A 25,562-nucleotide genomic window follows, 5' to 3' on the forward strand; every position below is an offset into this window, starting at 1 on the left:
TCTTTGTTATCTTAATAAAATTTCATGTCTCAAGAAAAACCATCCATACATATCATAGGCGCTGGAGTAAGTGGTCTAGCTGCTGCCATTACTTTAAAAAAAGCTGGTTATCAAGCTCATATTATTGAGCAGACTAGTAATGTAGGTGGTCGTGTAAAAACTGCTCAACAGCATGATTTAAAGATGGATCATGGTTTTCAAGTATTGCTGGATCAGTATCCTGCAGTACAAGAATTTTTAGACCTAGAAAAATTGAATCTAACCACTTTTGAGCCAGCCACTATTGTATTTATAGATGGTAAAAAGCATGTAATAGGAGATGCACAGCGCAATTTGAGCTATGCGTGGAGCACATTAACAGCAGGAGTAGGTAGTTTAGGAGACAAATGGAAAGTTTTTACGCTTTCGCGAAAGCTAAAACAAAAAAGTCTTACTGATATATTCAACAGTCCAGAAACCACTACGCTAGAGTACTTGAAAAATTATGGATTTACTGAAAGGATGATTCAAAATTTCTTCAAGCCTTTTTATACCGGCATATTTTTAGAAACAGAATTACAAACCAGCAGTCGTATGTTTGAATTTGTATTTAAAATGTTTAGTGAAGGAAGTGCAACAATTCCACAAGCGGGAATTCAAGCTATTCCAGAACAAATGGCGGCTGGACTTACAGACCAAATACAATTTAATACACCGGTTAAAAAGGTACTTAATGATACTATTCATTTAGAAAATGATGAGCAGTTAAAAAGCGATTACACCATAATAGCAACTCCTGCCGAAGATATGGTACCTAATTTACCACAAGCTGATAAGAAATGGCATAGTGTTCAAACATTATATTTTGATACTGATGACCATGGTTTTGATGCTCCCATGATAGGACTTATTACCGGTGATGGATGTCTGAGTAATAATTTTCATTTCTTAAATGATGTGTTTACTGATTACCCTAAAGTGATCAGTGTAAGTGTAGTAGCGCAGCACAACTTAACTAATGATAGACTAGAAGAACGTGTACGTAAAGAGCTGAATGAGCAAGCAAATATTGAAGCTGGTGACTTAATTAAAATGATGCATATTAAAAAAGCATTACCTACTTTTAGAAGTATTCAATATGCCATGACTCCAAGTGAAACACAACTTACACAGCACATTTTTCTAGCTGGTGATCAATTGAGTAATGGTTCTTTAAATGCTGCTATGCTTAATGGTAAGGCGGCAGCACAAGCAGTGATTTCTAAAATAGAAGGAAATCCATTAGTGTAAAACTATCGTGCCGTAGGGTCAGCCTCTTCTTGATTTATATCAAACACAGATTCTTTTTTGTTACCTAAGATGCTAACTCCTTTCTGTATGAGTAAATTATTAGGATAGGTAATGGTTTCACCATCGTTAGTTTTTAAAACTAAATAAAATCCCTTTATATCTTCAATTACAGCAGTTACAGGTAAATCTTTATCATGTATTCTTATACGGTCACCTATCTTAAATGGGAAAGCAAAATAAAGTATAAAGCTAGAAGTCACGTTACTCAGTATACTCCAGTTAGCAAAAAAGGCAACACCTATAACTGCAAATGTAGAAGCTAGAATGGTCCAAAAACCATCTTTAGATATTCCCCAAACAAAAATTATAGTAATGGTGGCCAGTGTCCAAAGTAGGTAACCTACATATCTATTAATGTACTGGCGTCTTAACTTAGAACGGTTTAAATCTTTTGAGAGTTTTGCGGCACTCCAGGTTACAAAACGATGGATAGTTATAGTTAAAATGAGAACAACTATAGTAAAAATTACTTCGGTACGACTTAAGAATTCTATCATAATCCTAATTCTTTTCTTAACACTTCATCTTCATTACTGTTTTTAGTCCAGTAAGGTGTGTTCAATGTTTCTATTAAAGTTCCTGTAGATACCATCGGTTTTCCACCATCGTTATAGCGGTCCATCCATGCTAGAATTTTATGAGGAAATTCCTTTTGAACCTTAAAGGCAATCATGCGGTCTAATTCGGTAAAACGTAAACTATAAAGCAACCCATCTTCTATTTCTCTTAGAGAAGCTGTAGCATCATAAGCCTTAGTTTTTATATGCTTTAACCTTAAATACTCAGTGCTAGGAATCACTTTCATAGCACCAGTAGGCATCTCTCGAGGATTCAATCTTAATTGGATAGGGATTTGATTTTCCGTCATGACATTTTTTACATTCGTTTCATAATCTACCTCTGATTGGAAATAGGAGAAGAGCTCAATATCATATTCCTCTTCATTTTGGTTGAATTGCATGTAAGTATGACCACACCATTCCTGAATACTCGAAGATATTTTAAGCGCATTATCTTTTTTGTCGAGCGGTAAAAAAGTACTGCTCATCATAGAATAAGGGTAAATACCTGTGTTAAAGTCACGAGTTGCGTTCAACTTCATAACAGGACGTGTCACCTCATCGGTTTGATCTGCCTTCACTTCGTCTATAGTATCATATGGTTCTGTGACAAATATTAGAACTGCTTTTCCATTTCTTAATGTTCCATAACGAGACTGAGATAGTTCATAGCTACTTATTTCGGCCTTACCAGCATACCAGTAATCTTTAAATTCTTGGGATAGTTTTAAGTTTTCTAAAGATTCAAATCTTTCCTTAACTTCTTCTTGAACAAGAGGCTGTACCATTTTTTTATCGCCAGTATTACAGGAGACTAGCATTACAGCTAGGAGTATATAACATATTTTTTTCATCTGTTTGTATTGTTAGGTAAATATAATATTTGTCATAGCAATAGGATATAAAAAGCCGTAAAGTATTCTTAACGATAAAATGATACTTTATGATTTTTCTAGTAGAGTAATCCACTAAAAAAAGCCAGATTTGTGCTATAAATAAAGAATTATGAAAGATGTAAAAGCATATGCAGCTCAAGATAAAGATGCTGCACTTCAAGAGATACAGATCAAAAGACGTGATTTATTAGATAATGATGTCGCTATTGATATTATGTATTGTGGAGTTTGTCACAGTGACATCCATGCAAAACTAAACGATTGGGGAAATGCAAAATACCCGATAGTTCCAGGACATGAAATTATAGGTAAGGTGACTGCTGTAGGTTCTAGTGTGAGTAATCACAAAGTAGGCGATTTGGTAGGAGTAGGATGTATGGTAGACTCTTGTACCGATTGTAGCGCTTGTAATGAAGATATGGAAATGTGGTGTGAAAATGGATCTACGAGTACTTATAATAGTAAGGATAAACACTTAGGCGGTCATACATTAGGAGGCTATTCTAAGCATATCGTAGTAAGAGATCATTTTGTTTTAAAAATACCTACTCAACTCGATACTAAAGCCGTTGCACCACTATTATGTGCAGGAATAACGACTTACTCGCCTTTAAAACACTGGAATGTTAAGAAAGGAGATAAGGTAGGAGTGGTAGGCCTAGGAGGTTTAGGTCACATGGGTATTAAGTTTGCGGCTGCTATGGGAGCAGAAACAGTAATGATCACCACAAGTGAAGAAAAGGCCCAAGATGCTAAAAGACTAGGAGCAAACCAGGTTATTATTTCTAAAGACCTTGATCAAATGAAGGAACATAACAATAGTTTTGACTTCATTTTAAACACTATTCCGGTAGGTCATGATGTAAACCCTTATTTAGCCTTGTTGAAAAGAGATCGCACGATGTGTTTGGTAGGAGCCATTGAACCACTAGAAAATATCCATGGCGCAAACCTAATATTGAGAAGGAAAAATCTAGCCGGATCCCTCATAGGAGGTATTAAAGAAACTCAGGAAATGCTAGACTTCTGTGGTGATCACAACATCACATCAGATGTAGAAATGATTGATATTCAAGATATTAATACTGCTTTTGACCGTGTTCAAAGTAATGATGTAAAATATCGTTTTGTTATCGATATGGAATCATTATAAATTTTCGCTTTCGCGAAAGCAAAGGATGTAACCCAATAGCTTTTTAAAACTTCAAAAAAAATATTAAATACAAGTTAGAAGGTTTTGTTTCCATTCCACAAAATATTATGTCAAATAGAATATTCTCATAAATTATAAATGTTGAAGAGAATCTTTTACATCTAATTATTATGTCCTTGATAATGATCTAGCACGTTAATATCATTATGATTTTAAATTAATGAAGTCGATTTAAAATGGATGTTATTTCTCCCAAATTCAAAGCAAGACTATAAAACCTTTCTTTATAGTGTATAAAATAATATCTATTTATAGCATTATTAGGAGTACAAGTATTACCATACAATTATAAAACTCAGAATTTAATGTTTTATCTTCTATAATATTCATGGATAACAAAAATGTTTTATAATTTATATTATGTCAAATAGAATATAGGAACTTCATTAATCACCACATTATATGTAGCCGTGTTATCACAACCGACTATATTAGTGACTAAGCATACTCATGAATGTATTTCTCTTTTTGTAATAAAAAAACGGAAAGAATACTAAAAGTAAAGAGCATATATACTAACCTAAATTAAGGAGTTGCTGAAAGCGGCTCCTTAATTATTTAATTTTACTGTTACGATATCTACAGAACTCTCAACGGTTTGCATCGCTTCCATATCCTTTTCATCTAAAGTAATATCAAAGGCGTCTTCTACATCTAAAGCGATATCTACTAAATGAGCGCTGTTGATACCTAAATCTTGCATTAAATGACTGCTAGGTTCTATAGCACTGGCATCTACATCTTGAGGTAAATAAATTTTTACAATATCATGCAGTTTTTGATGGATATGTTCTTTTTTCATAATTCAAAATTACTAATAAATTAACGTAGTAATTACTCAAGATCCCATTTCTTAAGGACCACCGCAGCATTTACATCACCAAAACCAAAACTTGCTTTCATCATTACGTTAATCTCTGTTTCTATAAGTTGTACAGGGATTTTATTTTCAGAATAAAGAGGTTTAATTTCGTCATGTAACTCTGTTATATTCTGATTAGGAAAAACTTTTTGCTGTTTTAATTGCAATAAACTACCTACTAACTCTATACTACCAGCTGCAGCAAGGCAATGTCCTATGGTAGATTTAAAACTATTGAGGTAAGGTAATTTATCCTTTAAACTTAAAGCTTTTACCCAGTTTTCAACCTCATAGCCATCTTTACCAGTTGCAGTAACATGCCCATTAATAGCTTGAATATCTTGCCCTTTAATTTGTGCGTTTTTTAACGCTTGTATAAGGCATTTTTGAACAGCAGCACCATTTGGTGCTGTCATACTACCACTACCACGGTGACCACCAGAGTTAAGTGAACCTCCTAAGACCTCTCCATAAATAGTTGCACCACGTTTGAGAGCACTTTCTAGATCCTCAAGAATCATAGCTCCTGCTCCACTTCCTGGAACAAATCCTGCTGCATCATTTGAAAATGGCCTGCTGGCTTGTTCTGGTAGGTTGTTATATTTAGTAGGTAATATGCGCATAGCGTCAAATCCTCCCCAAATGTAAGGTCCTGAATCACTGGTAGAACCTACCAGCATTTGTTTTGCTTGACCATGGGCGATACGTTCATAACCCATTATAAAAGCCTCAGTACCCGTACAACAAGCGCTGGAATTACTAGTTGCTAAATTTCCTGCGCCTAATTCACCAGATAACCAAGCACTGATACCACTGGTCATAGTCTGTATAACACTGGTACTTCCTAATCGTCTAACTCGATTATCATCTATGAGGTGGATTGCTTCTCTAAATTTCTCTCCACCACTCTGCCCAGTACCCATAATAATCCCAAAGTCATCTAGAGCATTATCCTTTTCCGCAGGAATTAATCCAGCATCATTAAAAGCGTCTATTCCTGCAATAACTCCATAGACTAAACCGCTGGCCTTTAAACCTCTTAATTGTAGTGGTGTAAAATAATGAGACAGGTGTTCTTCTGGTATTTGTGGTGTTCCAGATACTTGACACCCAAAATTCAAATCTGCAAGTTGTTGATCAAATCGCAAACCGCTTTTTCCCGTTTTTAAAGAGTTATAAAAGTCGGCTAGGTTTATGGCATTAGGCGCAACCACGCCCATTCCAGTTACCACTACTCTATTAAGATTTGATTTATTCACCTTGTTCCTGGTTTATCAGTTACAATCATACCACTCACCCAACCTTCAGCTACTTTTTGCCCGTTTTCATCTACCATTTGAACCCTACATTTAAGTTTTCCAAAACGGAAATATTCTTTCTTAGCAGTTACTATAACCGTAGTTTCTGGTTTTACAAGATTATTAAAAAGTATGTGGTTCTCGGTAAAAACAAAGCTCATAAACTCATTCTCTTCCCGCATTAAATAAGTACCTAAACAAGCGAGCCCTATTTGTGCCATACATTCTATAAGTATGACTCCAGGTGTCACAGGATGGTTTATAAAATGATGTTTATAGAAGTATTCGCTTTCGCGAAAGCGATATACACCGATAACATGCTCCTCATCCATTTCGAGTATATGATCCACAAATTTAAAACCATCGCCATAAGGTAGGTTTGCTACTATTTTATCAAATTCTTCTAATAACATATATTCAATAATAACTTCATATGAATACCTTAATGTAATTGTAAATCAATTTATTGTAATGACTCACCACCATCTACTTTTATCACATTTCCCGTTATCCATTGAGATTCTGAGCGAGCTAAAAGATAAACCGCATCTGCCACATCTTTAGGATCAGTAAGCCTGCTGTACGGATTACGTTTCAAGCTTGCTCCCTTCAGTTCTTCATAACCTGGAATGCGTTTTAAACTTTCTGTATCTGTCACACCAGCCTGAATGCAGTTTGCTGTTATTTGCTCTCTTGCAAATTCTAACGCAATACTTCTAGTAATAGACTCCAGCACTGATTTTGCCGCACTTACAGCTGCATAACCTATCATGGGTTTTCTACTTCCTTCACTGGTAAAACTGATAACTCTTGCTGGTTTTGCAAATAATTTAGTATCATATAATTGTGCAACCCAACTGTAAAGACTAATTCCCATAGAATGAACCGTTTGCTGAAAATCTCCAGTATTTAATACTTGATTACCGGTCATGGGTTTTAAATTTCCTTTTGAAATACTATGTAATAACAAATTAACTTTATGGGTGTTTATAAAACTCTTGATATCAGTAATGGCTTTAGTGATATTTTCTTCTCGAGCTGCATCTATATTTAAAACCAGCAAGTCTATTCCATGATTACGTAACGATTGAAATTTATCTTCTATGTATGGTTGTTGCAGTCGGGAAGCACGATATAAAATTATTAAATTCATTCCGTGCGCTGCCAGTTTTAAGGCACTTGCATAGCCTAGACCGCTGCTGCCGCCTAGGATAATTCCATATTGATCTTTTAAGTCTTTTACCATTCTAATAATACCCGTTGTGCCGTAAAACCAGGCCCGAAACTTAACATCAAGCCTCGTTCTCCTGTTGCAATTTCTTGATTCATAAAACGTTCTAGTACAAATAACACCGTAGCGCTACTCATGTTTCCGTAAAGTCTAAGAACTTCTTTAGTATCGTTAATGTTCTTACCTAGTCCAGCAAAAAGTTCTTCTACGGTTTGAACTATTTTCTTACCACCTGGATGGAATATTAAATGATCTATATCTTCAATTGTTAATCCTTGTTTCTCTAAAAACGGATGGATAATTGCTGGAAAATGATTTGCAATAGTTTCTGGAACTGCTTTATCCAAAACCATTTGCAAGCCGCTATTTACCAGGTCAAAACCCATCATGTGTGTTGCATCTGGAAAATGATACATTTCATGAGCATTGAGATTTGGTCCATGGTCGTCCTGGTGTGACGACAGTAATACACAAGCACATCCATCACCAAAAATTGCTGCACTCACCATATTTGCCATGGAGTAATCCTCAAGCTGAAAAGTTGCCGTAGGTGCTTCTATTGCTACTACTGCCGCTCGTTTATTAGGGTTTGCAGTTAAAAACTGTTGTGCATATATCAATCCAGATACTCCTGCCACGCAACCCATTTCTGTAACTGGTAATCTGTAAATGTCTTGACGCATTCCCAGACTATTGATTAAATAAGCATCTATTGATGGAATCATGATACCCGTGCAACTTACCGTGATGATGTAGTCCAGATCTGTAGCATTCCATTGCGCTTTTTTAAGAGCTTTTTTTACCGCTTGTTCTGCTAGCGGTACTACTTCTCGCTTATAAATAGTATTGCGTTCTTGAAAAGATGTTTTAGTAAATACTTCTATAGGGTCCATAATGGAATACCGTTTATCTACCGCGGCACTTTCAAAAATCTTGATCGTTTTGCGTCGCAATCGCTCGTCTTGATCTGCAAGCCACGTTTCTACAAAGGGCAAGATTTCTTTAGTCTCTTTATAATACTTAGGTAATTGCGTGGCAACTGCTTTAATTTTTACACTCATAAACGGGAATTATCCATATATAACGGAACGACCACTTCCACTGAATCAAGTCATTTTTAAAAGGAACTAAACCTGCATATCGCATAAAATCGGCACGTTTAAAACCACTAGCGATAGAGATTAATCCATCATGTTTAGAAATTTCATTTCTTATAAAAGTAAGGCATAACAACTGAAAAAGTCTAAAAGCTATTATACTTCTATGTAAATCGTTGATAATTATGGAATGAGTCGTTATTTCCTTAAACTTCTTTAGAAAATTTAAAATTTCTTCATCATTAAAATGATGCATAGTAAGTGTACTTGTAAGAATATCACAATCTATTTCATGCGGACTGATTTTTAAAATATCGCTTTCGCGAAAGCGTATTTGTTCAAATTCCTTACTTTTTACACGAGCGACTTCTATAGAATGAGCACTAAAATCAAGGCCTAAAAAATGAACTCTAGGATCTTTAATATGTTTTGCTAAATATCGCAACATCTCACCATCACCGCAACCTGCATCTATGATAGTAATTTGTTTTTTATCAATGTGTTGCAGTTGTTTAAGAATCGCATTTAAGGTAAATTTAAAGCCACCTAACCATCTATTCACCTTATTAATATCGTGTACAGCAGCCTGCAATTGTGCCTTATCAATGGATGGATCATCCATCCACTCAGGTTCAGTATTTCTTAAATGATCCTGATAAATCATGGTAGAATAATTTTACCATGTGTTTTTTTAATAATAAGCGGTAATAAAAATGGTAGTTTTTCAATCATCCAGTAAGCTATATTTGAATATTTCTCCCTTAGCAATATTTCTTGCAGCCATCTTCCATAACGTAACCTTGAAGAAAAGGTTCGTTTCCATTCCATAGCATAATTCATAAGCATTTGATCTCTAGTTACCTCTTGATTTATAAAACGATTCACATGTTTACACGCAATATGTGCGCTATGGATCGCCATTGCCATTCCATTACCACATAAAGGATGAATGAGTCCTGCTGTATCTCCTATCATGATTAACTTACCTTCTACAGGGTCTTTTTGTTCAAAAGAAATCTGGGAAATAGCAATGGGTTTTTCCCATTGAGGTATTGCCGTTGTAAAGAATTCTTGAAGTGCTTTATTCTGTGAAAGTACCTTTTTATTAAATAGGTCTATTTCTTTATAATTTTTAAAAGACTCATAATGCGCTAAGTAACAAAGATTTACAATTCCATTTTCTACTTGTGATAATCCAGCATAACCACCTTTAAAAGCATGTAATTCTACTTTATTATTTGGCATGTCATATTTGTAGTGCATTTTAACCGCTAGCCAAGGTGATTTCTTTTTGATAAAGTCTCTGTTGAGTTTCTTATCTAAATTAGATCGTTTTCCAGTAGCTAGCATAACTTGTTTTGCCTTATAAATAGAATGACCTACAGCTACTTGAAACGTGTCTTTTATGTATTTTACATCAGTGACGCGCTCTTTAAGGAAAGTAGCTTTTTTAATCACTTTCTTGTAAAGTTCAAAATCTAACGTATAGCGAGAAATACCCATGCCACCCAAAGGAAGTTTAGTGGACGCCGTATGATCACCATTTCTGGTAAATTGAAAGTTGTTAATTTTTTTTGAGGATAATGACTCGAGATCGATCCCTATATTCTTTAAAAGCGTTTCTATTTCCAGGCTCAAGTACTCACCACACATCTTATGGCGTGGATAGGTGTCTGGATCTATGATAAGAACCTTAAAATGTTGAGATAACATAACCGCAGCATATAATCCTGAAAGACCACCACCAGCAATTATAATATCATAGTTTTTTTCCACTTGTTAAAGGTAGATAAAGGTTTCTATTCACATAAACGATTAATAGGATATTAATTCTTCTACACAAATTTTAAGTTTTTCAATAGGTAGATAGTTATTTTCTAGTCCTTTTTCAAAAGGAATAGGCGTGTCTAAACTACCTACTCTTCTTACAGGAGCATCGAGGTATTCAAAACATGTTTCCCCTATAAAACCAGCAATATCAGCTGCAACACTACCTGTTAAGTTATCTTCAGTAAGAACTATAACTTTACCAGTTTTACGCACAGCTCCTATAATAGCTTCTTTATCAAGCGGCACTAAAGATCTTAAGTCTATAAGTTCTATATTATAATTCATTTCTTCCATTAGAGCTATGCTCCAGTGAACACCAGCTCCATAAGTGATAATGGTAAGATCTTCTCCTGTTCTTAAGGTAGCGGCTTTTCCTAAAGGTAAATTGTAATAACCTACAGGAACATCTCCATAAACACTACGGTAAAGAGCCTTATGTTCAAAAAATAAAACAGGATTAGGGTCTTCTATAGCTGCAGTAAGCAACCCTTTAGCATCTGCTGGAAAAGCTGGAGATACTATTTTAAGTCCTGGTGTGGTGTAGAACCATGATTCATTAGTCTGTGAATGAAATGGTCCTGCTCCTACTCCAGCACCACATGGCATTCTTACCACTACATCTGCTTGTTGATTCCAGCGGTAGTAAGATTTTGCCAGGTAATTAACGATAGGATTAAAACCACTGCTCACAAAATCTGCAAACTGCATTTCTACTACGGCTTTCATTCCAGCGATACTCAAGCCCATTGCTGTTTCTACGATGGCGCTTTCACAAATAGGTGTGTTTCTGACACGGTGATTGCCATATTTTTCTACAAAGCCATCAGTAATTTTAAAAACGCCACCATATTCAGCAACATCTTGTCCCATAATCACTAAATCATCATAGCGATCCATCGCCTCATCCAGTCCATCTTTGATAGCATCTACTAACCTGATGTTTGTGGTTTCGTTACTTGCGGCCACTGGAATAAACTCATGTGGTGCAAATACGTCTGCTAGTTCTTGTTCTGGTGTGGATTGTGGTAACGCTTTCGCGAAAGCGGTTTCTAAACCATCATTTATAGCATCTTTATACTCATTATTCCATTCCTCAATCTGTTCTTTGCTGATGTGTTTCTCATCCAAAAGATATTGCTCAAAACGGGTTAAAGGATCTCTTTCTTCCCAGAATTCCATTAGCTCATCTGGTACATATTTAGTACCGCTCGCCTCTTCATGACCACGACGTCTAAAGGTTTTAAACTCGATTAAAACAGGTTTAGGGTTCTCACGGATATCATTAAGTATGGCTGAAATCTTAGTGTAAACTTCTACAATGTTATTACCATCTATAATATGAGATTCCATACCATAGCCTACCGCACGATCAGCAAGATTTTTACAGTTGTACTGTTCACTAGTAGGCGTACTCAGTCCATATCCATTATTCTCTATACAGAATAAAACGGGTAAATTCCAAACGCTGGCTACATTAAGCGCTTCATGAAAGTCACCTTCACTAGTTCCTCCTTCACCTGTAAAAACAGCGGTGGCAAGACCTGTTTTCTTTAATTTTTGGGCAAGTGCAATCCCATCTGCAACACCTAATTGTGGTCCTAAATGGGATATCATCCCTACAATATTGTAATCTTGTGTACCAAAATGAAAACTACGATCACGACCTTTAGTGAAACCTTCTTCTTTTCCTTGCCACTGAGCAAATAACTTCCATAATGGAATATCGCGCGTAGTAAAAACACCTAAGTTGCGATGCATAGGAAGTATGTATTCCTCTTTATTCATTGCGGCGGTAACTCCTATAGCAATAGCTTCCTGACCTATTCCAGAGAACCATTTAGAAATACGTCCCTGACGTAATAGAATGAGCATTTTCTCTTCTATTAAACGCGGTAATAACATTCTCTTGTAAAGATGTAGTAAGGTTTCAGAATCTAAGTTGCTGTTATATAAATCAGTGAGATTTTGAGGGTTTGTTTCTGTCATAATTAATTAATGATACTCAAATGTAGCATAATCATAGATTATAGCTGTAAAAGACTCAAGAATGTGTGAGGCATTTACTAACTTTGTTATCAACATATTTTTATCATGACTAATATTCCAAGTGTAGATCTAGCAGATTTCTTAAGTGATGATGCTAGTAGAAAACAAAAATTTATAAACGAGATCGGTAAAGCTTATGAAGAGATAGGCTTTGTAGCATTAAAAAACCACTTTCTATCTGACCAACTTGTAGAAGAACTGTATAGCGAAGTGGAAAAGTTCTTTAAACTACCTGTACAGGTAAAGAAAGGCTATGAACGTGAGGAAATAGGTGGGCAACGTGGTTATGTATCCTTCGGTAAGGAACATGCTAAGGGTAAGAAAGAAGGCGATTTAAAAGAGTTTTGGCACTTCGGTCAGGAAGTAGCTCCAGATGCTAATATTGAAGAAGATTATCCAGATAATGTTATCGTAGAAGAGTTACCTGATTTTAATAATACAGGTATGGAGGCTTATCGCATGCTGGAAAAAACAGGTATTTATGTGTTGCGAGCTCTTGCTTTACATATAGGAATAGATGAACATTACTTTGACCACTGGGCAAGTAACGGAAATTCTATTTTGAGACCTATTCATTATCCACCTATTACTAGCGAGCCAGATAATGCGGTGCGTGCTGGTGCTCATGGAGATATCAACCTAATCACCTTATTAATGGGTGCAAGTGCTCCTGGTTTACAAGTGCAACGTCGCGATGGTGAGTGGCTGGATGCAATTGCTAAGGAAGATGAACTGGTTATTAACGTGGGCGATATGTTACAACGTCACACTAACAATAAATTAAAATCTACCATTCACAGAGTGGTGAATCCGCCACGTGAGTTATGGCATACCAGCCGCTACTCTATTCCATTCTTTTTGCATCCTCGTAGTGATATGAAACTGGATTGTCTGGAAGAATGTGTAGATGATGAGAATCCTAAGCAATATGATGATATTACCGCTGGAGATTTCTTGCATCAACGATTAGTGGAAATCGGGTTGATTAAGAAGTAAATCTCAGTTAAAAGTCAACATGGAATAACTGTTATCTGTTGTATTAAATTAAAACATATCTAAATGACTAAATCATTATCAGGCGACTTCATATTCATAGCTTTTATACTAGTATTAACCCATGTGGTTTCTAATTATACTATAGAAGAAGAAACATTACCGCTGGCAGAATTGTTTACATTTAAGAAAATATTGAGCCTTTTAGTGGGAACAATTGCGGGAACTATCGCCATGTATTTTTTTAAGAAAAGTAAATTTATAAAGTCAATAGATAAAAATAAGTAAACGTGGACTTAAGCGATCAATTAAAAAACCTATTCCCAGAGCACGATTTTAAGGAAGAAGAAGCACCAGAGAAAAGTAATGTCTGGCTGCAAGATGATCCTTTACAATGCAAATTTGAAAAACGCAAAGGAAAAGTAAACACCGTTATTGCTGGTTATACAGGAGCAACAGCAGATTTTAAGATTCTTGCTAAAGAAATCAAGACCATGTTAGGTGTAGGCGGCAGTTTTAAAAATGATGAAATCATCATTCAAGGAGATTATCGTGATCGCATTATGGACTTTTTGAAAGAAAAAGGGTTCAAAGTAAAACGTGTAGGCGGATAAATAAGACATCCTCTCATAGAAATATAATCATTCTAATTAATTTAAGTTAGAAACAAGCTCTTTTTTCAGAAGATCAGATAATCTGTTGTGTTTAATTAATTGCGTTTTTAGTGATATTCAGATTTCTATGCATGTTATAAAAAGTTAGAGGTTTACTCTTACGTATTTAACTTTATCATTTGTTACATTTGTTGTTTCGTTAAAAGTATTTTATAGATTAATCTCCTCATTAATCATTTACTTTTAATAAGTAAAAGAATACCAATATATTTTTTTAAAAGCTGCAAAGGAGAACATTTGGTAAAGAACTTAATTAATGAGTAAAGTAATTTCAGTTTGTAATCTTAAAGGTGGCGTTGGCAAAACAACAACTGCGGTTAACTTGTCTGCTGCTTTAGGCCAATTGAAGTTCAAAACTCTAATTATTGATACAGATCCACAAGCAAATGCATCGATGGCATTAGGTCATGATGCGGTACAGCTTCATAATCCTAATTTACAAAATATGGACTTCTATTCTGTGTTGCGCTATCAAATTCTTAAAACAAGTGCTCATAACGTAGACTTAGTACCATATTTTGAAGATTTTCAATTTTTTAATCAACCTACAAACAAGGGTAAGTTCAAAAAATTAATAGAACAATTAAAGGTTATTTATGACTATATAATTATAGATTGTATACCTAGCTTACAGACAGAAAATTTTGAAATACTTGCTATATCTAATTCAGTTATTGTACCTGTACAATGTGATTACTATGCAGTAAACGCTCTTTATAAAACGTTAGAAGCTGTTAGTTATTCTAGTAAGAATTTTAATAAAGATTTAAAAGTAGAGGGTTTTTTAATTACCATGTATCTTAACAGTACTAATCTTTCCAAAAAGATAAAAAAATGCATGGAAGAACACTTTGAAAATTTAGTTTTTAAAACAGAAATACGTAGAAGCGCCTCTATTGTTCATGCTCAAAGTATAGGGAAAAGTATTTTAGACCATGCGCCTCAATCTACTGGTGCAAAGGATTATCTAAAATTAGCAAAAGAAATTATTTCTAAAAATAAGGATATAAAAATCAAAGAATCTGCTATAGTTGAAAAGGAGCAAAAGCAACCAAAGCAGGATACAGAAAAGCATAATGAGCTTTATGATAAAATTATTAATTCTGTATCGCTAGATAATACTTCTAAAAAACACCGAATAGCCCTAAATGATTTTTCAAAACTAGTCTCTTTGAATAAAAACGAAATAGAACAAATTATGGGGACCTATGAAGGTGATTACACATCAAGTGTTTGGATATACAAATTAACTAATGTGAGAGGCTGGTTTAAGAAAAAATATCTTTACTTGTATTTTCATGAAGGCCATGTAAATAGTACGAAGAGGAAAAGGTTTTATTTATAATTCGCTAGTGAATCTATATGGAATTCCTCATCTATGAAGAAGAATATTTAGATGACGAATAATGAGCATCAAGTATTTTTATTTATTGTAACTATTTTTTTGCAAAAAAATTGATTCTAAAATAATATTCCTACAAATTTATCGTTAGTTAATAATATTGTTCTTATTTTTAAAAATTAAGAAATGATCCTTTAAGTAGGAAAGTACTTTTACTAACTAAAACTAATCTAATGAAAAAGAACTATTTAAGTGCGCTAGCCATAACCGCACTACTAGTTGTTTCTTGTGCTCCAAAAGCCACCACTAGCCAAACAACTACAACCGAAACTCAGCCTGTCGCTACCGCAGCAGCAACGAAAGATAATGCCATCGACTTAAGCGCAAAAATTCCATTAGACCCTGCGGTTAAAACAGGAAAATTATCTAATGGCCTTACCTATTACATTCAGAATAATGGAAAACCTGAAGATAAGGTAGAACTTAGACTTGCCATTAACGCAGGTTCTATTCTTGAGGATGATGACCAGCAAGGACTTGCTCACATGATGGAGCACATGAACTTTAATGGGACCACTAATTTCCAGAAAAATGAACTAGTAGATTATCTACAAGGAATAGGTGTAAAATTTGGTGCTGACTTAAATGCTTATACAAGTTTTGATGAAACGGTTTACATTTTACCGATCCCTAGTGATGATCCAGAAAAATTAGATAAAGGTTTTACCATTTTATCTGATTGGGCTGGTGGTGCTTTACTAGAAACAGACGCAATTAATGATGAGCGAGGCGTTATTCTAGAAGAGTCCCGTACAGGTAAAGGAGCAAATGACAGAATGAATAAAGTAACGTTTCCTGTCATTTTTGCAAATTCTAAATATGCAGAACGATTACCTATAGGTAAAGATGATATTATTGCAAATTTTGATCCAGAGGCGATACGTCGTTATCAGAAAGACTGGTATAGACCTGACCTTATGGCGGTTGTAGCAGTAGGTGATCTTGATGTTGCAACACTTGAAGCTAAAATTAAAAAACACTTTGGTGCTATTCCTGCCGCTGTAAACCCTAGAAAAAGAGAAGAGTACTCGATTCCTAACCATGAAGAAACACTTATTGCTGTTGCTCAAGATCCAGAGGCAAGCTTTGCACAAGTTAGAATTCAATATAAAGATGCTAAAAAAGCTACACCTACAACAACGGTTAGCGATTTAAGAGAAGGTCTTGTTAATGGATTATTTTCTCAAATGATGAACAATCGTTTAAGAGAATTAACTACTAAACCTAATCCGCCATTTATTTTTGGATCCTCCAGTTATGGTGGTACGGGAATAAGAGGTAAAAATGCTTATTCATCTTTTGCGGGTACTGCACCAGATGGGCAAATGAAAGCACTTAAAACACTTCTTGAAGAAAACCAACGCGTAAAACTTTATGGTTTTAAAGATGGCGAATTTGAAAGAGCAAAAACAAGTTATGCTTCTTACTATGAAACCTATTATAAAGATCGTGATAAAAGAGAAAGTAATCGTATCGTGGGTTCTTTTGTGAATCACTTCCTGGAAGGTGATATGGTTCCTAGTGTAGAATATAGTTATGAAATGGCTATGAAATTAATGCCTACGATCACTCTTGCTGAGATTAATGCAAAAATGAACGATTACATCCATGATGATAACCGCACTATCGTTTTTACTGGTCCAGAAACTGAAAACAAGCCTACAAAAGCTGATATTTTAAAAGTTCTAGATGAAGTATCAAAAAGTACAGTAGCAGATTATGAAGATACTGAAGTACGTAAAAACCTTATCGAAAAATTACCTACCGCAGGAGCAATAGCTAAAACAGAAAAGAACGATAAGCTAGGAACAATTACTTACACACTTAGCAACGGTGCAAAAATCACTACAAAGAAAACAGACTTTAAAAACGACGAGGTTTTAATGAGTGCTTTTTCTTATGGAGGAACCAGCTTATTCTCTGATGAAGATTACAAGGCTGTAAACCAGGCTATGGGTGGTGTTACAGAAGGTGGAGTTGCTGGATTAAACCAGACTGATATGAGTAAATTCATGTCGGGTAAATTAGTACGTGTAAGCCCTAGAGTAAGCAGTTTTACTGAAAACTTTAATGGAAGTGCTACACCAGATGATCTAGAAACCATGTTCCAGTTAATTCACCTGTACTTTACAGACATTAATAAGGATAAAGAGGCCTACCAGTCATTTATAGATAAGCAAAAATCATTCTTATCTAATTATTTAGATAGACCTGAAAGTTATTTCAGAAATGAAGTTAGTAAATTTAGATATGGAACAAGTCCTCGTTACACAGGATTCCCTACTGCAGAGATGATGGATGCGGCAGACTATGATAAAGCTTATGAGTTATTTAAAGAGCGTTTCTCAGATGCAGGAGATTTTAATTTCTACCTCGTAGGAAACATAGATGATGCACAAGTACAGGAATTTGCAAAAAAATATATCGCTAGTTTACCGAGTACTGGTAAAAAAGAAATGTATAAGACAAATGACTGGAGAGAAGACTCTAAGAAACCTCGTAAAAAAGTTGTTAAAAAAGGACTTGAAGAGAAAAGTACAGTTCAAATCGTATGGACGGGTGAGACCGCTGCCTATAGCTCTAAAGAAGATATGGCGCTAGATGCACTCGGAGAGATAGCAACTATAAAAATTATAGAGACACTACGTGAGCAAGAAGGTGGTATTTATGGTGGTGGTGCTAGAGGATCACTTAGTAAGATCACTTATCCACGTTACAACTTCAGTATCTCGTTCCCTTGCGGACCAGATAATGTAGATAAACTTGTGGCTGCTGCCTTAAACGAGTTAGAAAAAATCAAGAAGGATGGTCCTACAGATAAGGATATGAATAAAGTAAAAGAAGCTTATCTGCTAGAACACAAAGAAGATCTAGAAAACAATAGATACTGGCTTAATACTTTGTATAATGCAGACTATGAGCAAAAAGACCCTAACAAAATGTTAGAATTTGAAGCTGCTGTAGCAAAGCTATCCAAAGCCGATGTTCAAGCTGCTGCAAAGAAATACATAAACGAGAATTACTTACTCGCTGTACTTCTTCCAGAAGTTAATTAAGAAACTTAATTTTAAAATGTAGCAAAAGTGCCATCGATGTGATGGCACTTTTTTTTATGAAATAATTATGGTCAAACCTTATACTAAATTAAATTTATAAGGTCTTAATAAATAGTTTCTTTTACAGTTCACAGAGCTGTTTAGATAGTTTAGACTTATTTATTTATTCAAAACATTAGTAATTCCAATATTCCAGCATACGAACTTGTTAGAATCCAGCTTTTCTTAATAAAAATATGAGAGAATAAATTATCAGGAATCTGTAAAGAAGCGTTTATTAATAAATGTCAGCTTGAGTGCAATCGAGAGCAGTTTGAAAGTCGCAAACTTCAACGCGACTAAGCGGTTACTTAAAAAATAAGCAACAAAAAATGCCGTCTAGAATAAATCTAAACGGCAATTGTATATGATAATCAGAGCGTTATTACTCGCCTGCTTCTTGTGCTTTTTTCTTAGCTTCCTTTTTCATTTTCATTTTTTCCATTAAGGAACCTGTAATCCAGTAAGGAATTACAAAGGCTGTTAAGAAAATCATTAACCAGAAACCGATAGTTAAAATGGCTAAAAATGCTAAAAACCCTAAGTATTGATCAAATTCAAACATTATTATTGTATTTACTGCAAAGATATATTCTTTCCTTAAAAAAAAGAAACGATATCTAACTTTTATTAACAGGTTCTTGTTAGTAATGTGTTGATGGTATTATGCTTTCGCGAAAGCGTTAAAAAAAGCAACCTAAAGCCTTCTAAAACTGACTGGTAAAAACGAGTATTCCCATTATATTTGCACAAAATATGAAATCATGGCATATCGTATAGAAAAAGATACAATGGGACCTGTAGAAGTTCCTGCAGATAAATTATGGGGCGCGCAAACACAGCGTTCTAGAGACAATTTTAAAATAGGAGCTGCGGCGAGTATGCCTCTAGAAATCGTTTATGGTTTTGCTTATTTGAAAAAGGCAGCAGCATATACTAATTGTGATTTAGGCGTTCTAACCCAAGAAAAACGAGATTTAATTGCACAAGTTTGTGATGAAATTCTTGCTGGTAAACACGATGATCAGTTTCCGCTAGTAATCTGGCAAACGGGTTCTGGTACTCAATCTAATATGAATGTAAATGAAGTAATAGCAAACCGTGCACACCAGCTAGCTGGAAAAACCATAGGTGAAGGCGAGAAAACCATACAACCTAATGATGATGTGAATAAATCACAATCATCTAATGATACGTTCCCTACGGGAATGCATATCGCTTGTTACACAAAGATCGTGGAAAACACTATTCCTGGTGTAGAACAACTAAAGAACACTTTAAATGCAAAAGCTGAGGCATTTAAAGATGTGGTAAAAATAGGTCGCACCCATTTAATGGACGCTACTCCACTTACTATAGGTCAGGAGTTTTCAGGATATGTTTCACAACTGGATCATGGTATAGCAGCATTAAAGAACACACTTGCTCATTTAAGTGAACTTGCCCTAGGAGGAACTGCTGTAGGAACTGGATTGAATACTCCAGCTGGTTATGATGTAAAAGTAGCAGGTTACATCGCTCAGTTCACAGGCTTACCATTTATAACTGCAGGAAATAAATTTGAAGCGCTTGCTGCGCACGATGCACTCGTAGAGACTCACGGAGCCTTAAAACAAATTGCGGTATCGCTTAATAAAATAGCCCATGATATAAGAATGCTGGCTAGTGGTCCACGATCAGGAATAGGAGAATTAATCATTCCTGCAAACGAGCCAGGAAGTTCTATTATGCCAGGAAAAGTAAACCCTACACAGGCAGAAGCGATCACCATGGTTTGTGCTCGAGTGATGGGTAATGACACAACAGTTACAGTAGGCGGCATGCAAGGACATTTTGAACTTAATGTATTCAAACCAGTAATGGCTGCGGCTGTTCTAGAAAGCGCACAATTAATAGGAGATTCTTGTAGAAGTTTTGATGAGAATTGTGCTCAAGGAATAGAACCTAATTATGAAAAAATCAAGTCATTATTAGATAATTCATTAATGCTAGTAACTGCTTTAAACACTAAAATAGGTTACTATAAAGCTGCCGAAATTGCTAATAAAGCCCATGAAGAAGGTTCTACTTTAAAAGAAGCGGCTCTTGCCCTAGGCCACGTTACTTCTGAAGAATTTGACGCTTGGGTAAAACCTGAGGATATGGTAGGTCATAGATAGCCCATTTTAAGTATCTAATTCTAAAAAGCTGCTCCTAGAGCGGCTTTTTTCATTTAAATTATAAGCTAGATTTTCTATAAATTTACAGCGAGATGCAAACCTTACTTCACTACTTTCTACATTTAGGAGCACCATGGGTCATCGCGTTTGTCTTTTTTAGAAAAGAATGGAAAATGACTTATATTCTATTTTTACTAACTATGTTAGTGGATTTAGATCACTTATTTGCTACACCTGTTTTTCAAGCTCATCGCTGTAGTATTAATTTTCATCCTTTGCATACTTATTATGCTATGATTTTCTATGTAGTGTTTTTGTTTTTTAGAAAACCCATTCAAATTTTAGGAATAGGGTTGCTATTTCACATGGTAACAGACTACATAGATTGTTTGATAATGTAAATTACTCTTTATTCTTCTCCTCTATCCACTGACTGAAATACTTGGTACTATTAAAAGCTTGTTGCTGTAGCAGTTTACCCATAAAATTATTCAAGCGATGCTTTTCAATATGAGTGCTTATTTCTAGAATTCTGGAGATCAATGAATCTTGAAAAAGATGAATATTAAATCGGCTCTTTAGTGTTTTAAAACCTTGTTCCTGCTGCTGCACCCATTGTAATTGATCCGTATATAATTTTACAGCTTGCTGTGCAAAGAGTGCTGATGTGTTATAAGAATTTGATTTTACTTTTGTAAATATTCCTTCATTTGCTATGGATGTTCCCACATAAGGAGTTCCAGTTTCCATAGCCGTAAAAAGCTTACCTTTTAAACCAGCGCCAAAACGCAACGGTGCTAATAATACACGGCTATTTTGAATCACTCGATTTGCATCTGGCACTCTACCCTTAATGTAAAAACCTTGTTTTTCATTATGAAATTGTGAAATCTTAGGACTTTCATAAGATCCATAAATGTGGAGTTGTGCCTTAGGTGCTTTTTTTCTAATCAGTGGCCAAATATCGGTTTTAAGGTGTGAAATAGCGTCATAATTAGGTTTATGAATAAAATTACCAATCGTTGAAAAATGTGTACGTTCTTTAAAGTTTTTAAAGTTGGTAGCCTTTAATTTTTGTAGCATCTCGGGTTCCAGAAGAAACGGCACATAAAATAACAGCTCCTTAGGTATACGGAACTGATTTTGAAGAAACTCCATCTCGTATTCTGAAATGATTAAAGTCAGATCGCATCGATATATACTTGCTATTTCACGCATCGCTATGGAATTATTCAAATGTACCGCAGATACATCCTCATTATTCTTAAAAGCCACTTCCCTAGCGTTTCTTAAAAAATGTAAATCCTCCGTATCGAGTATGTTAATGCTGTTAGGGCAGCTTTCGCGAAAGCGCCATCCAAACTGCTCTTCTATCATAAAACGGTCATACATCACCGCGTCAAACTTTTCTTCTTTTACCCAATGATCAAAACTGCTATCATTTAAATTAATAGAGTGCTCCATGACGCCACGCTCAGATAACCTTACACAGTAATCACTTCTAGATGCTGCACTAGCAAAGTTCACAGCATATCCTGCGGTTTGAAATAATTGAATCAATTGCATCATGCGTGTACCTGCGGCTGTGCTTTGAGGTTCTGGCCAGGTATGACCTATAATGAGGAGTTTCTTTTTCACTTTTCAAAGGTAATTTGATAATTTAAGAATACTTCATATGATGGTGTAAAATGCCTTAGACCAGACTGTTTTTGTGGTATTACTGGAATGAATTAAAACTTTTCATAAATGAATTTATGGCTAAAATTTAAGAATTAACCAAAGTTCAACGCCTAGGTTTCAATCTAATGAAACGTAACAAGTAAGTATAGTTCATAAAGTATGTTATAAAGCGTCAAAATTAACTGGTAAATTTTTACCTTAGCAGCTTAAATTGAATTGAAGTTTAATGGGTAAAATAATAGCAATCGCTAATCAAAAAGGTGGTGTAGGTAAAACAACTACAGCCGTTAATCTTGCTGCATCATTAGGTGTGCTAGAGAAAAAAGTACTTCTTATAGATGCTGATCCACAGGCTAATGCTACGTCGGGTTTAGGGATAGATGTTGAGACCATAGAACAAGGTACTTATCAACTACTAGAACATACAGTAGCGCCTACAGATTTAGTTTTAAAAACATCATCTCCTAATTTAGATCTTATACCAGCTCATATAGACCTAGTTGCCATAGAGATTGAGCTCGTAGATAAGGATGAGCGTGAGTACATGATGCGCAAGGCTATTGATGCTCTTAAAGAGATTTATGATTACATCATCATAGATTGTGCACCATCATTAGGTTTATTAACTCTTAACGCTTTAACGGCTAGTGATTCAGTATTAATTCCTATACAGTGTGAATATTTTGCTCTAGAAGGTTTAGGCAAGCTCCTTAATACCATTAAAAGTGTCCAGAAAATACATAATCAAGATCTAGACATAGAAGGTTTACTCTTAACTATGTATGACAGCCGTTTAAGATTGTCTAATCAAGTAGTAGAAGAAGTAAACCAGCACTTTAAAGCACTTACTTTTAAAACAATTATACAACGCAATGTGCGTTTAAGTGAAGCACCTTCTTATGGTGAAAGTATTATTAACTATGATGCGGCTAGTAAAGGTTCTGAAAATTACTTGAGTCTGGCAAATGAACTCATTGAAAAAAATGCCTCTAAATAATTATGGCCAAAGCGACTAAAAAACAAGCACTAGGACGTGGACTTTCTGCCTTATTGAAAGATCCATCTAATGACATCAATAGTGCAAACGATAAAAATGCAGATCAAATCGTAGGTAACGTCATAGACTTAAGTCTAGATGATATTGAGATGAATCCGTTTCAACCACGTACTAGTTTTAATGAAGAAAACTTGCGTGAGCTGGCTTCATCTATTAAAGAGTTAGGCGTTATACAACCCATTACGGTTCGTAAAAAAGGTTTTGGAAAGTATGAGTTAGTAAGTGGAGAGCGACGTTGTAGAGCCTCTAAATTACTAGGCATTAAAACTATTCCTGCTTATGTGCGTATTGCAAATGATCAGGAATCACTAGAAATGGCGCTGGTAGAAAATATTCAACGTCAGGATTTAGACCCTATAGAAATTGCTCTTTCCTACCAGCGATTAATTGATGAAATAGACCTTACACAGGAGCAAATGAGTGAACGTGTAGGTAAGAGTCGTAGCGCTATTACAAACTACTTAAGGCTCTTAAAACTGGATCCTATTATTCAAACAGGCATGCGTGATGGATTTATCTCTATGGGGCATGGACGTGCTTTAATTTCTGTAGAAAACCTAGATCATCAACTAAACATTTATCAACAAATACTCTCTAACGGGTTATCTGTGCGTGATACTGAGGCTTTAGTTAAGGCAGAGAAAAGTGGAAATACGCTTTTGCGAAAGCAGACAAAACCCACTAAACTACCTTCAGAAATATCTACTGCTACTAAAAACCTGTCTGATGTTTTAGATACTAAAGTAAGTGCTAGTATGAATGAAAAGGGTAAAGGAAAGCTAACCATAGCCTTTAAATCGCAAAAAGAACTAGAACGAATCATTAAACAGCTGAATGCGTAGTCCACTACTCTACATAATCATTTTTGTATGTAGCTATATGACTATGGCACAAACAGAACCAGCAGCAAATAAAGAAATTAATTTTATAGCTGTAGACTCTGTTACGGTAGAACTAGATGCTAATAAACCTGCACGAGCAGCTTTTTACAGTGCTATATTACCTGGATTAGGTCAGGCATATAATCGTAGTTACTGGAAAATACCCATTGTTTATGGCGCGCTAGGCGGTGGAATTGCTGTTTATTTATGGAATGACAGCCAGTATAATGAGTTAAGGGATGCTTATAGAATAAGATTAGCCGGAGGAACAAATGATTCATTCTCTGATGCTGATGGGAATCCTATCATATCAGATTTAGGTCTAGAACGTGCCCAGCGCAGAGCGCAACGTAATAAAGAACTGACCTTGCTGGTCACTGCTGGAATTTACATTTTGCAAATTATAGAGGCTAATGTAGATGGACATCTAGATGATTTTAATGTGGATCGCAATTTAAGCCTTACTCCTACCATCTTAAATATAGAACACGTACCTTCTGGAACTAATGTAGGGCTATCACTCACCTATAGATTTTAATATGAAAATTGCACTACTAGGTTATGGTAAAATGGGGCAAACTATTGAACGACTTGCGCAAATGCGTGGTCATGATGTAGTAGCCCGTATAGGTAGAAATGACTCTATTGGGGCTATTCAAAAAGCAGATGTGGTTATTGAGTTCACAGCACCAGATAGTGCCGTGAGTAACATAAAATACTGTATAGACGCTCATGTACCTCTGGTTTGTGGAACAACTGGATGGAACGCACAGCTACAAGAAATTACAGATTACGTTCATTCTAAAAAAGGTAGCTTAGTACATGCCTCTAATTTTAGTTTAGGTGTGAATATTTTCTTTGAACTCAATCGTAAACTGGCCGCTATGATGGCTCCTTTTAATGAGTACAATATAAGTATGGAAGAGATTCATCATACTGAAAAGAAAGATGCTCCTAGCGGCACAGCAGTCTCACTTGCTCAAGGAATCATAAACCATACAAACCTGAATGAATGGCACTTAGGAACTGGCAACCAAAGTAACAGTTTACCTATAGACGCACAGCGTATTCCCGATGTAAAAGGTACACATAGTGTACATTACAAAAGCGCCATAGACGATATAGAAATAAAACACACAGCTCACAGCCGCGATGGATTTGCCATAGGAGCGGTAATTGCTGCAGAGTGGATTATTAATAAAAAAGGAATTTATACCATGAAAGACGTATTGAGTCTTTCTTAAGTAATTATAAAATAA

The 25,562-nt window shown here is 35.4% G+C and carries 25 protein-coding genes; 13 read left to right on the forward strand and 12 right to left on the reverse strand.

Annotation, left to right across the window (positions count from 1 at the left end; all coding sequences use genetic code 11):
* Positions 1-24: 24 nt before the first annotated feature.
* On the forward strand, positions 25-1,269 hold the full coding sequence (locus tag ACTF48_RS03225) for an FAD-dependent oxidoreductase (protein ID WP_438961699.1): 1,245 nt from the start codon (positions 25-27) through the stop codon (positions 1,267-1,269).
* 2 nt (positions 1,270-1,271) lie between these two features.
* Here the strand turns inward: ACTF48_RS03225 and ACTF48_RS03230 are convergent, their stop codons facing one another.
* The gene (locus tag ACTF48_RS03230; RefSeq protein WP_438961700.1) at positions 1,272-1,826 is read right to left on the reverse strand and encodes a mechanosensitive ion channel domain-containing protein; all 555 of its coding nucleotides are present in this window, start codon (positions 1,824-1,826) and stop codon (positions 1,272-1,274) included.
* A complete protein-coding gene (locus tag ACTF48_RS03235) occupies positions 1,823-2,743 on the reverse strand; it encodes a septum formation inhibitor Maf (protein ID WP_438961701.1) in 921 nt (306 codons plus the stop codon). The genes ACTF48_RS03230 and ACTF48_RS03235 overlap by 4 nt, the downstream gene beginning before the upstream one ends.
* Positions 2,744-2,894: 151 nt before the next feature.
* On the opposite strand from ACTF48_RS03235, the gene ACTF48_RS03240 reads away from it, so the two are divergent.
* On the forward strand, positions 2,895-3,938 hold the full coding sequence (locus tag ACTF48_RS03240; RefSeq protein ID WP_438961702.1) for an NAD(P)-dependent alcohol dehydrogenase: 1,044 nt from the start codon (positions 2,895-2,897) through the stop codon (positions 3,936-3,938).
* Between the two features lie 610 nt (positions 3,939-4,548).
* Here ACTF48_RS03240 and ACTF48_RS03245 read toward each other — a convergent pair.
* The 8 genes from ACTF48_RS03245 to ACTF48_RS03280 are packed head-to-tail and all read right to left on the reverse strand — an operon-like array spanning position 4,549 to position 12,302.
* Positions 4,549-4,800 (reverse strand): acyl carrier protein, encoded by a 252-nt coding sequence (locus ACTF48_RS03245; RefSeq protein ID WP_438961703.1) that lies wholly within the window; start codon positions 4,798-4,800, stop codon positions 4,549-4,551.
* 32 nt (positions 4,801-4,832) lie between these two features.
* Entirely contained in the window at positions 4,833-6,119 is a 1,287-nt protein-coding gene (locus ACTF48_RS03250) for a beta-ketoacyl-[acyl-carrier-protein] synthase family protein (RefSeq protein ID WP_438961704.1), read from the reverse strand.
* Entirely contained in the window at positions 6,116-6,571 is a 456-nt protein-coding gene (locus tag ACTF48_RS03255; RefSeq protein WP_438961705.1) for a 3-hydroxyacyl-ACP dehydratase FabZ family protein, read from the reverse strand. Before ACTF48_RS03255 ends, ACTF48_RS03250 begins: the two co-directional genes overlap by 4 nt.
* Before the next feature lie 50 nt (positions 6,572-6,621).
* Positions 6,622-7,404, reverse strand: a complete 783-nt coding sequence (locus ACTF48_RS03260; RefSeq protein WP_438961706.1) for an SDR family oxidoreductase — start codon at positions 7,402-7,404, stop codon at positions 6,622-6,624.
* Positions 7,398-8,450: a type III polyketide synthase gene (locus ACTF48_RS03265; RefSeq protein WP_438961707.1), complete on the reverse strand. Its 1,053-nt coding sequence runs from the start codon at positions 8,448-8,450 to the stop codon at positions 7,398-7,400. The genes ACTF48_RS03260 and ACTF48_RS03265 overlap by 7 nt, the downstream gene beginning before the upstream one ends.
* Positions 8,434-9,150 (reverse strand): methyltransferase domain-containing protein, encoded by a 717-nt coding sequence (locus ACTF48_RS03270; RefSeq protein WP_438961708.1) that lies wholly within the window; start codon positions 9,148-9,150, stop codon positions 8,434-8,436. The genes ACTF48_RS03265 and ACTF48_RS03270 overlap by 17 nt, the downstream gene beginning before the upstream one ends.
* Positions 9,147-10,262 (reverse strand): NAD(P)/FAD-dependent oxidoreductase, encoded by a 1,116-nt coding sequence (locus ACTF48_RS03275; RefSeq protein ID WP_438961709.1) that lies wholly within the window; start codon positions 10,260-10,262, stop codon positions 9,147-9,149. Before ACTF48_RS03275 ends, ACTF48_RS03270 begins: the two co-directional genes overlap by 4 nt.
* A gap of 39 nt (positions 10,263-10,301) precedes the next feature.
* Positions 10,302-12,302, reverse strand: a complete 2,001-nt coding sequence (locus ACTF48_RS03280) for an alpha-ketoacid dehydrogenase subunit alpha/beta (RefSeq protein ID WP_438961710.1) — start codon at positions 12,300-12,302, stop codon at positions 10,302-10,304.
* Positions 12,303-12,407: 105 nt separating this feature from the next.
* On the opposite strand from ACTF48_RS03280, the gene ACTF48_RS03285 reads away from it, so the two are divergent.
* The 5 genes from ACTF48_RS03285 (at position 12,408) to ACTF48_RS03305 (ending at position 18,487) form a co-directional block, all read left to right on the forward strand.
* Positions 12,408-13,358: an isopenicillin N synthase family dioxygenase gene (locus tag ACTF48_RS03285; RefSeq protein WP_438961711.1), complete on the forward strand. Its 951-nt coding sequence runs from the start codon at positions 12,408-12,410 to the stop codon at positions 13,356-13,358.
* 63 nt (positions 13,359-13,421) lie between these two features.
* Positions 13,422-13,643, forward strand: coding sequence for a hypothetical protein (locus tag ACTF48_RS03290; RefSeq protein ID WP_438961712.1), 222 nt, complete (start codon positions 13,422-13,424; stop codon positions 13,641-13,643).
* A gap of 2 nt (positions 13,644-13,645) precedes the next feature.
* The gene (locus ACTF48_RS03295) at positions 13,646-13,969 is read left to right on the forward strand and encodes a translation initiation factor (RefSeq protein WP_438961713.1); all 324 of its coding nucleotides are present in this window, start codon (positions 13,646-13,648) and stop codon (positions 13,967-13,969) included.
* Between the two features lie 316 nt (positions 13,970-14,285).
* Positions 14,286-15,374 (forward strand): ParA family protein, encoded by a 1,089-nt coding sequence (locus ACTF48_RS03300; RefSeq protein WP_438961714.1) that lies wholly within the window; start codon positions 14,286-14,288, stop codon positions 15,372-15,374.
* A gap of 230 nt (positions 15,375-15,604) precedes the next feature.
* Positions 15,605-18,487 carry a M16 family metallopeptidase gene (locus ACTF48_RS03305; protein WP_438961715.1) on the forward strand — a complete coding sequence of 961 codons (2,883 nt, stop codon included), beginning with the start codon at positions 15,605-15,607 and terminating at the stop codon, positions 18,485-18,487.
* 424 nt (positions 18,488-18,911) lie between these two features.
* Here the strand turns inward: ACTF48_RS03305 and ACTF48_RS03310 are convergent, their stop codons facing one another.
* Complete coding sequence (locus ACTF48_RS03310) at positions 18,912-19,091, reverse strand: hypothetical protein (RefSeq protein ID WP_438961716.1); 180 nt, start codon at positions 19,089-19,091, stop codon at positions 18,912-18,914.
* A gap of 199 nt (positions 19,092-19,290) precedes the next feature.
* Between ACTF48_RS03310 and fumC the strand changes: the two genes are divergently transcribed.
* Positions 19,291-20,685, forward strand: a complete 1,395-nt coding sequence (gene fumC, locus ACTF48_RS03315) for a class II fumarate hydratase (RefSeq protein ID WP_438961717.1) — start codon at positions 19,291-19,293, stop codon at positions 20,683-20,685.
* 92 nt (positions 20,686-20,777) lie between these two features.
* A complete protein-coding gene (locus ACTF48_RS03320; RefSeq protein WP_438961718.1) occupies positions 20,778-21,086 on the forward strand; it encodes a DUF6122 family protein in 309 nt (102 codons plus the stop codon).
* 1 nt (position 21,087) lies between these two features.
* On the opposite strand, the gene ACTF48_RS03325 is transcribed toward ACTF48_RS03320, so the two are convergent.
* Positions 21,088-22,323: a glycosyltransferase gene (locus ACTF48_RS03325; RefSeq protein WP_438961719.1), complete on the reverse strand. Its 1,236-nt coding sequence runs from the start codon at positions 22,321-22,323 to the stop codon at positions 21,088-21,090.
* Positions 22,324-22,591: 268 nt separating this feature from the next.
* On the opposite strand from ACTF48_RS03325, the gene ACTF48_RS03330 reads away from it, so the two are divergent.
* Genes ACTF48_RS03330 through dapB form a run of 4 tightly spaced genes read left to right on the forward strand, consistent with a single transcriptional unit; the run spans position 22,592 to position 25,547 of the window.
* The gene (locus tag ACTF48_RS03330) at positions 22,592-23,362 is read left to right on the forward strand and encodes a ParA family protein (RefSeq protein WP_438961720.1); all 771 of its coding nucleotides are present in this window, start codon (positions 22,592-22,594) and stop codon (positions 23,360-23,362) included.
* Between the two features lie 2 nt (positions 23,363-23,364).
* A complete protein-coding gene (locus tag ACTF48_RS03335; RefSeq protein ID WP_438961721.1) occupies positions 23,365-24,264 on the forward strand; it encodes a ParB/RepB/Spo0J family partition protein in 900 nt (299 codons plus the stop codon).
* Positions 24,257-24,841 (forward strand): DUF5683 domain-containing protein, encoded by a 585-nt coding sequence (locus ACTF48_RS03340; protein ID WP_438961722.1) that lies wholly within the window; start codon positions 24,257-24,259, stop codon positions 24,839-24,841. The genes ACTF48_RS03335 and ACTF48_RS03340 overlap by 8 nt, the downstream gene beginning before the upstream one ends.
* 1 nt (position 24,842) lies before the next feature.
* Positions 24,843-25,547 (forward strand): 4-hydroxy-tetrahydrodipicolinate reductase, encoded by a 705-nt coding sequence (gene dapB / locus ACTF48_RS03345; protein ID WP_438961723.1) that lies wholly within the window; start codon positions 24,843-24,845, stop codon positions 25,545-25,547.
* Positions 25,548-25,562 lie beyond the last annotated feature (15 nt).

The organism is Nonlabens sp. (assembly GCF_965660805.1).
Lineage (GTDB): Bacteria > Bacteroidota > Bacteroidia > Flavobacteriales > Flavobacteriaceae > Nonlabens.